Genomic DNA, 12,282 nt, shown 5'->3' with positions numbered 1-12,282 from the left:
TCCCAGGGCGATTGTGGGATTGCAGGCTGGCGCCGCGGGATCAGCCGCGGCGCCAGACGATAGAAAGCGACTACTGGTTTTCCTTGGTCTGCCCCATGATTTCCTGGGCGCTGAAATTGATGCCGCAGGTCGGGAAGGAATTGCCGACGAAGAAATTGTCGGACTCCTTCGGGAAGTAATCCGTGCCTTCCTTCATGTCCGGATCCGTGGCGACGGCCAGAGGCAGCTTCACCTCCTGCGGCACCACTTCGCCTTCGAGTGCCGCGATCGCCGTCTTGATGGCGACGGCGACCTGGGCCGGGCCCGAGCCGGCGGAGGTGCACTTCAGGCCATCGGCCGAATGCGCCGCGCAGAACTTGCGGAAGCCGTTTTCGGTCTCGCCGCCGAACGGCACGAACGGATGCTTGGCGTCCATCATCGCCTGCACGATGCCGGTGTCGCCGCCCTGGCCGGTGATGCCGTCGAACGGACCGTTGGTGGCGATCGCATCGGCGGTCACTTTCTGCGCCACGCCGTCATCCCATTTGCCGGCGACTTCGGTCACATCCCACTTCTTGCCGGAGGCGTCGAACACCTCATGGATGCCGTTGTGGCGATCGGTGTCGACGGAGGTGCCGGCGACGCCGCGCACTTCCAGGATCTTGCCGCCATTCGGGATCTTGGCGACCAGCCACTTGGCCCACAATTCGCCAAGTCCCTTCTGGTCGACATTGACGTTGATAGCGTCCTTGGTGTCGAGAATATTGTCGAAGGCGACCAGCACGATGCCGGCTTCCTTGGCGCGTTTGATGACCGGGCCGAAGGCGGTCGGGTTCTGCGCGTCGGTGACGATGGCGTCATAGCCGGAATCGATGAAGTTGTTGATCGCCGAAATCTGCGCCGGCACGTCCTCGCCCGTCGAGACGACCTTGAATTCCTTGATCTTTGCCTTCACGTCGGGCTGCGACGCATAGGCCTTGGCCGTCTGCACCATCTGGATGCGCCAGGTGTTGGCGATATAGCCATTGGCGAAGGCGATGCGGAACGGACCTTCCTTCTTCGGAAATTTGAAGAACTTGGTGTTCGCGTCCCAGGGCGCGAAACAGTCGGCCTGGGCGGCGGGACCGGAGACGATCTCCGGGCCGGCAGCCATGGCCGCCGAATTGAGCATGACGAATGCGCTGGCAGCAACGATGCCGCCGACAAGTGACTTGATCATCGATAATCCTCCCGATTGCAGTTCCGATTTGTCGGTTCAATTTTTATGCGATTTCGCGCTCCCGGCTGGCACCTCCCGCCTTACCCAGTCACGCCTGCCAGATGCCGAAGACCTCGGCGATCCCTCCCCTTGCCGTCTCCTTCGGTTGGGAAAAGGCTATCATATTATACATAATAAACAAGCATGAGCTGTTGCTTATGTATAATAAACAGGCCCAACAGTTGAGTGGCGAAGCTCTCCATTGGAAAATGGTAGCGCTACCATGACGTTGTGTAAAGCGTCATTCGCGGGTGTTCTCGAAAGCGTGTTCAGCGGGCTGTGCTCTCGCGGCGCTTGAGCTCGAAGCCAAGGTCGACGACCCGCTGCCGCGGCCTGTCACCCGATATCGCCGCAAGCGCCATGGCCACCGCGCGCCTGCCGATTTCGTAGCGATGGGTGCGGATGCTGGTGATCGAAGGAAACGCCACCTGCATCATGTCGAGATCGTTGAAGCCGACAATGCCGATGGTCTTCGGCACCTCGATCGAGGCACGATGGCATTCGAACAGCACGCCGAGCGCGATGTCGTCATTGTTGCAGAACACGCCGTCGAGCGTCGGCATCTTGGCAAGCGCATCGCGGAAGAGTTCGCGGCCAAGCGGCACGCTGGACAGCACCGGCGTGGTGGTGATCAGGCGCGGGTCCGAGAGCCCGGCCTTCTCCATCGCCACCCGGTAACCAGCCAGGCGCCGCTGCGAGCGCGGGTCCATGCGTGCACCGATGAAGCCGATCCGGCGATACCCGGCCTCTATCAGGTGCTCGGTCGCCGTCCGGCCGCCATCGAGATGCGAGAAGCCGACCATCATGTCCACCGGATCGGGTCCGGTCTCCATCACCTGAACCACCGGGCAACCGGCATTCTCCAGGAGTTTTCGCGAAGCAGGCGTCTGATCGATGCCGGCAATGATGAGCGCGGCCGGGCGTTGCGAACCGAACAGCTGCAGCAACCGCTCTTCCTCCAGTCCGGAATAATGCGTATTGCCGAGCTGGATGCGGAACGGGCTGTCCGACAGGCAGTCATAGATGCCGCGCACCACCTCGGCGAAGACGTTGTTGGTCAGCGAAGGCACCAGTACGCCGAACACTTCGGCGCGCGCCGAGGCCAATGCACGCGCATTGGGGTCCGGCACATAGCCGAGTTCGTCGACAGCGGCCTGGATCTGACGGCGCAGTTCCTCGGAAACACGTGCCGGGTCGCGCAGTGCGCGTGAAACGGTGATGGCGCCGACGCCGGCCTTGCGTGCCACATCCGACAGGGTTGGGCGGCCACCGCCCCGGCGCGAACGCGGCTTGATCACGGTCTTGGCCCATGCGCATGGCCATCGAAGCACGCCCGCAATGCGATCTTTCCAGCTGTCGCCATCTCACCGGCCTGTTGCCGCACCCATCCGCCCTGGCGTCGCGCAGTGACTGCCTGTTGTCAAGCCGAGCCACCAAGTGGCCGTGCTTGGCCTTCCTCAGGCGGCTACGGCAGCTCTGTGCCTTGCCTTCCACATGAACAGCCCGATCGCCAATATGTTAAGCAGGTTCCAGGCGATGCCGTTCAGGAAAGCGGCGGCATAGGAGCCGGTCAGGTCGTAGATCCAGCCCGACATCCAGCCGCCGATCGCCATGCCGAAAATCGTCGCCATCATCACGATGCCGATGCGCTGGCCGGCCTCCTTGGCGGGCAGGTATTCGCGCACGATGATCGCATAGCAAGGCACGATGCCGCCTTGCGACAAGCCGAAGACCAGCGACACGACATAGAGCGAGGCGAGCCCGTCGAACGGGATATAGAACAGCAGCGACAGGCATTGCAGCACGGAGCCGATAAGCAAGGTTTTGACACCGCCGATGCGGTCGGCGACAAAGCCCGAGGCGAGCCGGCTGACGACGCCCGCGGCCATCATGATCGACAGCATGTCGGCGCCATGCGCCATGCCGTAGCCAAGATCCATGCAATAGGCGACGATGTGCACTTGCGGCATCGACATCGCCACGCAGCAGCCCAGTCCCGCGACGACCAGCAGCATCTGCATCGCGGCCGGAGACATCGGCATCGGCTGCACGGGCCGGCTTCCGGCCGAGCCGGCGGCTGCCGCTTCCGGAGCGCCGCGGCGCAGCAAAAGCACCAGCGGCACCATGGTGACCAGGCAAAAGACGCCGATGGCGGCATAGGTGAAGCGCCAGCCTTCCGCCTTGATCAGCGTCGGCATGATGGTCGGCCAGATCGCTCCGGCGAGGTAGTTGCCGGCCGCGGCCGCGGTGACGGCGACGCCGCGCCGGCGATTGAACCAGTGCGATATATCGGCGATCAGCGGCCCGAAGATCACCGATGTGCCGAGACCGATCAGCACGCCTTGGGCAAGGGTGAATTGCAGGATCGAGGTCGACAGCGCCGCGAGCAGAAGGCCGGCGGAGAGCGCGATCGAGGAAAACAGCGCCGGAATCCAGTAACCCATGCGGTCGATGGCGCGGCCGACCAGCACATTGCCGGCGGCAAAGCCGACCATGGTCGCGGTGTAAGGCATGGATGCCGCGGCGCGGTCGACGCCGAACTCGGCCTGTACCGCCGGCAGCACCACGACAACGGCCCACATGCCGACCGCACCGATCGTCGCCAGCAGCATCGAGATGGCCAGGCGCATCCAGGCGTAGGAACTGTCGATACCGGGGCTGGGCCGGCCCAAGTCGGTTCGTGACAAAGGCGTTTCCTGTCGGCGGCCTCAACCGCTGCTGTTTTGGCCACTATCGACGCATTCTCGGCGCACAGCAGCGCCACGGCGGGCAAATCCGTGGCTCCAGGGAGGTACGAGCGCGGGAACCGGCGCCAGCATCTGGAGTTTCCGATCGATAACCCGCAAAGGAGTCCAGCCATGACCGCCACCAAGCAGAAATGGTCGGCCGAGGTGACCGAGCACAGCGATGCTATGGATCTCGAGGACCACGTGTTCGAATCCGACGACGCCAAGAAGATCGCCGCCTCGCTCAAGCGTTCGGCCGAACACAGCCACCGCCGCAAGGCCGAGCCCTTCCAGTCCGCCATGTCGATGCTGAATTTCTACATCAACAGGGCCGGAAAAAACCTGCCCGCGGCTCGCAAGAAGATCCTCGAGGACGCCAAGGACGAATTGCGTGCGGCATTCGGGCGGCCAAAGGAGGATTAGGCTTTCGCCGCCAATGGCTCCCCAAGCTTGTTCCTCACCCCATCAAAAACGAGGTGAGGAACCCGTTTATTACCGCTATCCAGCCGGTCGGCGCCCTATTGTCTGATCTCCGGTTCGACAAGCTTGGCCAGGTTGCGCAGCGACTCCTGCCAGCCGAGATAGCAGGCTTCGGCGGGAATGGCGTCTGGAATGCCGGCTTGTGTGATGTTCACCTCGGTGCCCACGGACACTTTCTTCAGCGTCACGGTCACCTGGATCTCGCCGGGCAGGTTGGGATCGTCGAACCTGTCGGTGTAGCGCAGGAGTTCGCCCGCGACGAGCTCGACATACTCACCGCCAAACGAATGGCTGTCGCCAGTGGTGAAGTTGCGGAACGACATCTTGAAGGTACCGCCGACCTTGCCCTCGAAGTGATGAACCGTGCAGGTGAAGCCGTTCGGCGGAAGCCATTTGGCAAGCGCATCGGCCTCGATGAACGCGCGGTAGACCTTCTCCGGGCTGGTGGTCAGGACGCGGTGCAGACGTACGGTGCTGGGCATGTCGATACTCCTTCGTGGTCTCTGTTCGATGCCCCAAGGACGGGTACCGCACAGCCGATCCGACACAGGCTTTTGAATTTTGTGCGGTCCGGCCCCGAATTGCTTCGAATTCCAAGGCGCGAACACCCGCGCCCAACGGCCGTGTCGCGGAAATCTATCGCGAACGGATGACGTTGTCGGTATTGGCCAGCAGCTTGCGCACGGCATTGCGCGCCGCATCCGGCCGCTGGAGGCGGATGTTCTTTTCGATTGCCTCGTGCATCTTCTGGGCGAGCTGCAAATCGTCGAGCTCCCGGGTCGTGTAGGCAAACAGGTGATCGAAGGCGGATTCGATCAGCACGCCGAGCGGCACCAGCAGATCATTGCCCGAGGCACGCAATATGGCGAGGTGGAAGCGGGTGTCGGCACGGGTCCGTTCCTGCAAGCTTTTCGCCTCTCCCATCTCCCGGCAGGCCTGGCTGATCTCGGCCATCTGCTCGTCGGTGCGCCGCATGGCGGCGAATGCGGTCGCTTCCGGCTCGATGATGTGGCGGAATTCCTGCACCGTCTTCAGGAAAACCTCGCGGTCGGGCGACGTCGCGTACCAGGCGAGCACATCGCGGTCGAGCAGGTTCCAGCGTTCCCTGGGTTCGACCCAGCTGCCGATCTTGGGGCGCGATGCGAGGAGGCTCTTGGCCATCAGCATCTTGATCGCCTCGCGCACCGCCGAGCGGCTGACGCTGAACGTCTCCGACCATTTGGCCTCATTGGGCAGGATGGTGCCGGGCGGATAATCGCCGCGCACGATCCTGAGCCCAATCTCGCTGGCCAGTGATGTGTGCACGCTGGAGCCCGGAATACGTGCCGCGTCGGCTCGCCGAACACCGGCCGGACGATCGGCGGCTGCAGCCTTTTTCGGCGATTTTTCCTTGTTCGGCTTCGCGTCCCGCATGCAGTCCAGAAAGGCCGGTTTAGGGAGGCTGTCAAGCGCGGTGCGGGCGTGGGGCCACAAAGCCGGCCTCTATGCACAACCCAGCCGCGATTCCACCACGCTCAGGCGGTCTTGACGTATTTGCGCCAGCTGTGCTCCGGGCGGAAGCCGAGCATGTCGCGCGCCTTGCGGTTCGACAGCAGCGTCTCGTATTCACCGAGTTCGCCCTTGACCGGCACGTCGGGATAGAACCGCTTCAGGAGTTCGGCGGTCGGCAGATCGGACGAGGTGTCGTCATTGGCGGCATTGAACACCTGGTAGCCCAGCCCATCCTTCTCGACGGCACGCAGCGTGATCTGGCCAAGGTCCCGGGCATCGATGTAGCTCCAGGCGATACGCCTGCGAAAACCAGGATCGGCGAACCATTTCGGAAACAGCGAATACTCATGCGGCTCGATGACGTTGCCGATGCGCAAGGCATAGATATCCGTGCCATTGCGCTGCGCGAAAGCGCGCGCGGTCTTCTCGTTGACGATCTTTGAGAGCGCATAGCTATCCATCGGGTCGACGTCATAGTCCTCGTCGAGCGGGAAATGCGTGGGGTGGCGCGGCTCGTTGGCGAATACCAGGCCGTAGGTCGTCTCGCTGGAAGCGATGATCACCTTGCGAATACCGAGCTTCACCGCCGCCTCGATGACGTTGTAGGTGCCCATTGCATTGATGCGGAACACCTCGTTGTCGGGCGTGATCATGATGCGTGGAATGGCAGCAAAATGCACCACGGCGTCCACTGGCTGCGGGCGTAGCGAGGGGTCGAATTCGTGCAGCCCCATATAGCTAGACAGCGCGTTGAACACCTGGCCGCTGTCGGTGATGTCGGTGATCAGCGTGCGCACCTTGGGATTGTCGAGCGGCCTGGTGTCGATGTTGAGCACCTGGCAACCCTGCTCCACCAGATATTGCACGACGTGGCGCCCAGCCTTGCCGCTGCCGCCGGTGAACATGATCCGCTTCGTCATTTCTGGTCTCCACGAAAGTCCTGGGATTTACGTGTATTGTCAGACAATATTGCTTTCTGCAACCGTCTATGGCTAAAACAGCGGCGACATTATCGATAATCACGCAACAGGACAGACAGCATGAACACGACCGCTACGGGTGAGAAGATCGGCTTTGTCGGCCTTGGATTGATGGGGCACGGCATCGCCAAGAACATCGTCGACAAGGGATATTCCCTGACCTTCCTCGGCCGCAAGAACCGCAAACCGGCGGAGGATCTTCTCGGCCGAGGCGCTCGTGAGGCATCGACTTCCCGCGATGTGGCGGCGGCATCCGATATCGTCTTCATCTGCGTCACCGGTTCGCGCGAGGTGGAGGCTATCATTCGCGGTCCCGATGGCCTCAAGGAGGGTTTGAAGAAGGGGGCGGTCGTCGTCGACTGCTCGACATCGGATCCGGTCTCGACCGTGGCACTTGCCGCGGAACTCAAGGCGCTCGGCGTCGACTATGTCGACGCGCCGCTCAGCCGCACGCCGAAGGAAGCCTGGGAAGGCACGCTCGACGCCATGGTCGGCGCGCCCGATGCCGTCTTTGCCAGGGTCAAGCCGGTGATCGACACCTGGGCCGGCCGCATCGTGCATATCGGCGATACCGGAGACGGCCACCGCATGAAGCTGCTCAACAATTTCATCTCGCTGGGCTACGCCGCCCTTTATTCCGAGGCCTTGGCACTGGCGGAGAAGGTCGGCATCTCGCCGCCGCGTTTCGACAGCGTCATCCGCAATGGCCGCATGGATTGCGGCTTCTATCAGACCTTCATGCGCTGGACGCTGGAAGGCGACCGCGACGCCCACAAATTCACCATCGCCAATGCCTTCAAGGACCTGACCTATCTGGAATCGATGGCGGGGGCGGCGGGCATCGCCAATCCGCTCGGCAACGCCACCAAGAACGCCTTCGCCGGCGCTCACGCAACCGGCCCGGCCGAGCAGTTCGTGCCGATGCTGGCCACGCACATCGCCAAGGTCAATGGCATCGACCTGATGCCGACGAAGGATGGAAGGAAGCAGACGATCTGAGACCCGGACGGTCGGCTGGCCTTAGCGCCGGCCCCTTCCGATCCCCTCATCGGTGTCGGCAAGCAGCTTGTGCACGGCGTTGCGCGCCGCGGCTGGCCGCTGCAGGCGGATGCTTTTCTCGATCGCCTCGTGCAGTTTCTGTGCCCGCCGTTGATCGCCGACCTGGCGTGTGGTGAAGATGAAGAGATGGTCGAGCGCCGATTCGATCAACACGCCGAGCGGCACCAGAAGGTCGTTGCCCGAGGCCCGCAGGATGGCGAGGTGGAAGCGCGTGTCGGCACGGATGCGCTCGGGCAGGTTGGCCGCCTCGCCCATCTCCCGGCAGGCCAGGCTGATCTCGGCCATCTGCTCGTCGCTGCGCCGTATTGCGGCAAAGGCGGATGCTTCCGGTTCGATGATGTGGCGGAACTCCTGCACGGTGCGAAGGAACGCTTCGCGATCCGGCGCGGTCGCGTACCAGGCCAGCACGTCGCGGTCGAGCAGGTTCCAGCGCTCCTTCGGCTCGACCCAACTCCCGATCTTTGGCCGCGACGCCAGAAGGCTCTTGGCCATCAGCATCTTGATCGCCTCGCGCACCGCCGAACGGCTGACATTGAAGGTTTCGGCCCATTTGGCCTCATTGGGCAGGATGCTGCCAGGCGGATAGTCGCCGCGCACGATCCTGAGGCCAATCTCGCTGGCGAGCGAGGCATGGACGCTGGACCCGGGAAAGTGCGCCGCATCCACCCTGCGCATGGCTGCCGGGTCGTGGCTGGCTTGCGCCTTGGCCCGGCCGGCTTTTTTCTTTGCCTTCTCGTCCGGCATCCACGTTCCAATAGGTCGGCCGCCAGTCACCCGGATTGATCCAAACCCGCGCGGCGCACCGATCCCGTTGCCGAAAATCCAAACCACTGACGCGTCAAAGCCGGGCTCCGATAGCCCCAACCAAGGCGTCCTGTTGAAGAATTGGAGGAAACGGGGCGCTCGTTGGCGAGCGCCCCGAAATCGCGGCCTATTTCTGGATGCAGGTGTCGACCGTGTCCTTGGTGCATTCGTCGAGACCGGTGAAGACCGGATCGTCAACCTTCTTGCCTTCGACCAGGTCGATCATCACCGATGGTGCCTTGTAGCCCATTTCGAAGGGCCGCTGGCCGACCAGCGCGGTGACAAGGCCGTCCCTGGCGATGGCCACCTCGTCGCCGATCGTGTCGGCGGCGCCGATGACGAAGTCGTTCTTGGCCAGCCGGTCCTTGAGCGGTCCGACCAGGTCGCGGTAGGGCTGCGGCGCGCCGAACAGCGGCCAGCCGCCCATGATGCCGAACGCGTCGAGCTTGGGATTGGCGGCGAGGATGTCGGTCATCGCCTGAACGCCCTTGGCTCCGTCGTCATTGGTGAATACCGGGCAGCCGGCGACTTCCGTCCAGCCGCCTTCGCCGGCAAGTGCCGTGAGGCCTTCCTTGCCCGTCAGCGCGTCGCGCATGCCTTGCGCGCGACGCAAGATGTTGTCGGCCGCCGGATTGCCCTCGATGGTGCAGATCGTGCCACCATTCGGCTTGGCCTTCTTGATGTACTCGCCGATTTTCTTGCCCATCAGGTAGTTGTCGGTGCCGAGATAGGTCTTGCGCAGTGCCGCGTCTTCCTTGGCGAGGTCGGCGTCGACGGTCATGATCGGGATCGACGGATTGGCGCTCTTGATCGTCTGTGCGATCAGTGGCGCGTTGGACGGCGAGATCGCCATCGCCACCGTGTCGGCCTTGCTCAGCATATCCTGCACGATCTGCGCCTCGCCGGCCTCGTCGGAAGTCGATGCCGGACCGGTGTAGAAGCATTCATATTCCGAGCTGGCGTTTTCCTTGTTCCATTTCTCGCAGCCCTGGTGGATGGCTTCGAAGAATGGATTGTCGAGACCTTTCACCACGATGACGAGCTGCTTCTTGGCCAAAGCCGGCCCGGCGCCCAACGCCATGGCGGCGACGGCGGCGAGCAATACTGTTTTCCTCATGTCAGTCCTCCCTTTGCAACCAGACGGACACGGCGTGCCCGCCACACAAACCAGCCGGGATGCGAGATGACTGAGACGCATGCGCCCATTCAAACCGGCCAGGCCGATAAGCATTTTCAGATACGACCCTCCCAGCGACGACGCTGCACGATCGCCAAAACCTTCCTGCCGTTGGCGCCGCCGATGGCGTCGTCAAAGCCGGCATGTCTTCCTCCGACGCTCAACTAATAACGGCTTGCCGCCAACGTCAATGCTATTTGTCCTACAAAACTGATTTTTCAAATTCCGCACGGCACTATTCGTCTGACAATTGCCCGTTCGACAATTGACGCCCGCGATGCCATTCGCGTAAATGACCGCATCGCTGCCCCCGGGAGGAGCTGGGGAAAGCCAATGGAAGCTGTCGCCTGTCCGCGTGCGGATGGGCCAGGCATGGGAGGCAAAGACGGGTGGCGGTTCTCGAACTCACCAACATCTCGAAGCATTTCGGCGCCATCCAGGCGGTCAACGACGTGTCGCTGTCGATCGAGCCCGGGGAGGTCGTGGGCCTGATGGGCGACAACGGCGCCGGCAAGTCGACGCTGGTCAAGATGATCGCGGGCAATTTCCGCCCGAGCCATGGCACGATGCGCATGGACGACAAGGAACTCATCCTGCACAAGCCGGTCGAGGCCCGCCAGCACGGCATCGAGATCGTCCACCAGGACCTGGCGCTCTGCAACAATCTGACGGCGGCGGCCAATGTCTATCTCGGCCGCGAACTGCGCCGTGGCGTCGGCCCGTTCCGCATCCTTGACTATGCGGCGATGTACAAGCGCGCCGGCCATATCTTCGCCGAGCTGAAATCCGAGACGCGCCCGCGCGATCTCGTCAAGCAGATGTCGGGCGGACAGCGCCAGGCCGTGGCGATCGCCCGCACCATGCTGTCGCAGGCCAAGATCGTGCTGATGGACGAGCCGACGGCGGCGATCTCGGTGCGGCAGGTCGCCGAAGTGCTCAACCTCATCCGCAATTTGCGTAACCAGGGCATCGCCGTGGTGCTGATCAGCCACCGCATGCCCGACGTCTTCGACGTCGCGGACCGCGTCATCGTGATGCGGCGCGGCAGGAAGGTCGCCGACAAGGCGATCGCGTCGAGCTCGCCCGAGGAAGTCACCGGGCTGATCACCGGCGCCATCGAGCAGGCGGCGTGAGAGCGATAAAACCGGGTTTCATTGCGCTGGCGCGTTTCGCTACCGGCAGGAAAGGTCGATAATGGCAGTCACCCTTGACCAGACGATCGCGCAGAAGCAGCACACTTTGCTATCGCGCCTGTTCTCAAGCCAGACTTTCTGGGTGGTGGTCGCCGTCATCCTGGCCTGCATCTTCCTGTCCTTCGCCACCGATGCCTTCGCCACCTCGAAGAACCTCTACAACATCACCCGCAACATCACCTTCGTCGCCATCGTGGCGCTCGGCATGACCTTCGTCATCATCACCGGTGGCATCGACCTGTCGGTCGGCTCTGTGCTGTGCCTGTGCTCGATGGTGCTGGCCGTCACCATGCATGCCGGCTATTCGATCGAGATCGGCATTCTGGCCTCGATCGCCACCGCGCTCGTCATCGGCGCCTTCAACGGCATTTTTATCGCCTATCTGGGCTTTCCGCCCTTCGTGGTGACGCTCGGCATGCTGTCGATCGCCCGCAGCCTCGCCATGGTCGCCTCCAACAACACCGTCGTCTTCCAGTTCGGCCCGGACCACGACAAGCTTCTGGCACTCGGCGGCGGCGCCTGGGTGTTCGGCATCGCCAATCCGGTGCTCTACACGATCCTTTTGGCCCTGATCACCGGTTTTGTCCTGCGCTGGACGAAGTTCGGCCGGCATATCTTTGCCATTGGCGGCAACGAGCACGCCGCGACGCTGACCGGCGTGCCGGTGCGCCAGATCAAGGTCGCCGTCTACATGATCTCCGCGCTGTCGGCCGGCATTGCCGGCATCATCGAAACCGGCTGGCTCGGCGCTGTCACCACCAATCTCGGCAACGGCATGGAACTGCAAGTGATCGCCGCCACCGTCATCGGTGGCGCCAATTTGGCCGGCGGCGTCGGCACCGCCTTTGGCGCCATCGTCGGTGCTGCCCTCATCGAGGTGATCCGCAACAGCCTTGGCTTGCTCGGCATCAACGCCTTCTGGCAAGGCACCTTCATCGGCGGCGCCATCCTGCTCGCGGTTCTGTTCGACCGTATCCGCAATTTCAGGCGCAGCGACTGAGAGCTCTTCGCCATCGAGGCGCTATTCATTCTGATCCTATCGCTCAGTCTGAAAATCGGCTGAAGCCGACCTCCATTGGTAGCGGCCAACAGCCGGTGCCTTGACGGATACCGAAAACCGGCCGCACAATCCTCC

The 12,282-nt window shown here is 62.8% G+C and carries 12 protein-coding genes; 4 read left to right on the top strand and 8 right to left on the bottom strand.

Translation table 11 applies throughout. From position 1 onward, the window contains the following. Positions 1-70: 70 nt before the first annotated feature. The 3 genes from FJ950_RS04835 to FJ950_RS04825 form a co-directional block, all read right to left on the bottom strand. Positions 71-1,198, bottom strand: coding sequence for a sugar ABC transporter substrate-binding protein (locus FJ950_RS04835; protein ID WP_015317115.1), 1,128 nt, complete (start codon positions 1,196-1,198; stop codon positions 71-73). A gap of 308 nt (positions 1,199-1,506) precedes the next feature. Then, complete coding sequence (locus FJ950_RS04830; RefSeq protein ID WP_015317114.1) at positions 1,507-2,535, bottom strand: LacI family DNA-binding transcriptional regulator; 1,029 nt, start codon at positions 2,533-2,535, stop codon at positions 1,507-1,509. 159 nt (positions 2,536-2,694) lie between these two features. Then, on the bottom strand, positions 2,695-3,924 hold the full coding sequence (locus FJ950_RS04825) for an MFS transporter (protein ID WP_140615506.1): 1,230 nt from the start codon (positions 3,922-3,924) through the stop codon (positions 2,695-2,697). A 171-nt stretch (positions 3,925-4,095) separates the two neighbouring features. On the opposite strand from FJ950_RS04825, the gene FJ950_RS04820 reads away from it, so the two are divergent. After that, positions 4,096-4,386 carry a DUF3175 domain-containing protein gene (locus FJ950_RS04820; RefSeq protein WP_015317112.1) on the top strand — a complete coding sequence of 97 codons (291 nt, stop codon included), beginning with the start codon at positions 4,096-4,098 and terminating at the stop codon, positions 4,384-4,386. A 95-nt stretch (positions 4,387-4,481) separates the two neighbouring features. On the opposite strand, the gene FJ950_RS04815 is transcribed toward FJ950_RS04820, so the two are convergent. From FJ950_RS04815 to FJ950_RS04805, 3 genes are all read right to left on the bottom strand, one after another. Then, a complete protein-coding gene (locus FJ950_RS04815; RefSeq protein ID WP_015317111.1) occupies positions 4,482-4,925 on the bottom strand; it encodes an SRPBCC family protein in 444 nt (147 codons plus the stop codon). Between the two features lie 154 nt (positions 4,926-5,079). Continuing rightward, on the bottom strand, positions 5,080-5,856 hold the full coding sequence (locus FJ950_RS04810) for a FadR/GntR family transcriptional regulator (RefSeq protein WP_140615504.1): 777 nt from the start codon (positions 5,854-5,856) through the stop codon (positions 5,080-5,082). Positions 5,857-5,957: 101 nt separating this feature from the next. Beyond that, the gene (locus FJ950_RS04805) at positions 5,958-6,854 is read right to left on the bottom strand and encodes an NAD(P)-dependent oxidoreductase (protein WP_140615502.1); all 897 of its coding nucleotides are present in this window, start codon (positions 6,852-6,854) and stop codon (positions 5,958-5,960) included. A gap of 120 nt (positions 6,855-6,974) precedes the next feature. Here FJ950_RS04805 and FJ950_RS04800 point away from each other — a divergent pair, with 120 nt between their 5' ends. Then, on the top strand, positions 6,975-7,913 hold the full coding sequence (locus FJ950_RS04800) for an NAD(P)-dependent oxidoreductase (protein WP_140615500.1): 939 nt from the start codon (positions 6,975-6,977) through the stop codon (positions 7,911-7,913). Between the two features lie 21 nt (positions 7,914-7,934). On the opposite strand, the gene FJ950_RS04795 is transcribed toward FJ950_RS04800, so the two are convergent. Further along, positions 7,935-8,717 carry a FadR/GntR family transcriptional regulator gene (locus tag FJ950_RS04795; RefSeq protein ID WP_140615498.1) on the bottom strand — a complete coding sequence of 261 codons (783 nt, stop codon included), beginning with the start codon at positions 8,715-8,717 and terminating at the stop codon, positions 7,935-7,937. A gap of 187 nt (positions 8,718-8,904) precedes the next feature. After that, positions 8,905-9,894 (bottom strand): sugar-binding protein, encoded by a 990-nt coding sequence (locus tag FJ950_RS04790; protein ID WP_140615496.1) that lies wholly within the window; start codon positions 9,892-9,894, stop codon positions 8,905-8,907. Between the two features lie 449 nt (positions 9,895-10,343). Between FJ950_RS04790 and FJ950_RS04785 the strand changes: the two genes are divergently transcribed. Both FJ950_RS04785 and FJ950_RS04780 read left to right on the top strand, forming a co-directional pair. Next, positions 10,344-11,087, top strand: a complete 744-nt coding sequence (locus FJ950_RS04785) for an ATP-binding cassette domain-containing protein (RefSeq protein ID WP_140615494.1) — start codon at positions 10,344-10,346, stop codon at positions 11,085-11,087. Positions 11,088-11,148: 61 nt separating this feature from the next. Next, entirely contained in the window at positions 11,149-12,147 is a 999-nt protein-coding gene (locus FJ950_RS04780) for an ABC transporter permease (RefSeq protein WP_140615492.1), read from the top strand. Positions 12,148-12,282: the final 135 nt, after the last annotated feature.

This window comes from Mesorhizobium sp. B2-3-14 (assembly GCF_006442175.1).
Taxonomy (GTDB): Bacteria; Pseudomonadota; Alphaproteobacteria; order Rhizobiales; family Rhizobiaceae; genus Mesorhizobium; species Mesorhizobium australicum.
The sequence above is the reverse complement of the archived record's forward strand: the minus strand, read 5'-3'. Positions and strand labels throughout refer to the sequence as shown.

Excerpts from the sequence above, each read along its gene's own strand:
- FJ950_RS04835 (WP_015317115.1), bottom strand. The coding sequence starts at position 1,198 with ATGATCAAGTCACTTGTCGGCGGCATCGTTGCTGCCAGCGCATTCGTC.
- FJ950_RS04815 (WP_015317111.1), bottom strand. The coding sequence starts at position 4,925 with ATGCCCAGCACCGTACGTCTGCACCGCGTCCTGACCACCAGCCCGGAG.
- FJ950_RS04820 (WP_015317112.1), top strand. The coding sequence starts at position 4,096 with ATGACCGCCACCAAGCAGAAATGGTCGGCCGAGGTGACCGAGCACAGC.
- FJ950_RS04810 (WP_140615504.1), bottom strand. The coding sequence starts at position 5,856 with ATGCGGGACGCGAAGCCGAACAAGGAAAAATCGCCGAAAAAGGCTGCA.
- FJ950_RS04805 (WP_140615502.1), bottom strand. The coding sequence starts at position 6,854 with ATGACGAAGCGGATCATGTTCACCGGCGGCAGCGGCAAGGCTGGGCGC.
- FJ950_RS04780 (WP_140615492.1), top strand. The coding sequence starts at position 11,149 with ATGGCAGTCACCCTTGACCAGACGATCGCGCAGAAGCAGCACACTTTG.
- FJ950_RS04795 (WP_140615498.1), bottom strand. The coding sequence starts at position 8,717 with ATGCCGGACGAGAAGGCAAAGAAAAAAGCCGGCCGGGCCAAGGCGCAA.
- FJ950_RS04800 (WP_140615500.1), top strand. The coding sequence starts at position 6,975 with ATGAACACGACCGCTACGGGTGAGAAGATCGGCTTTGTCGGCCTTGGA.
- FJ950_RS04790 (WP_140615496.1), bottom strand. The coding sequence starts at position 9,894 with ATGAGGAAAACAGTATTGCTCGCCGCCGTCGCCGCCATGGCGTTGGGC.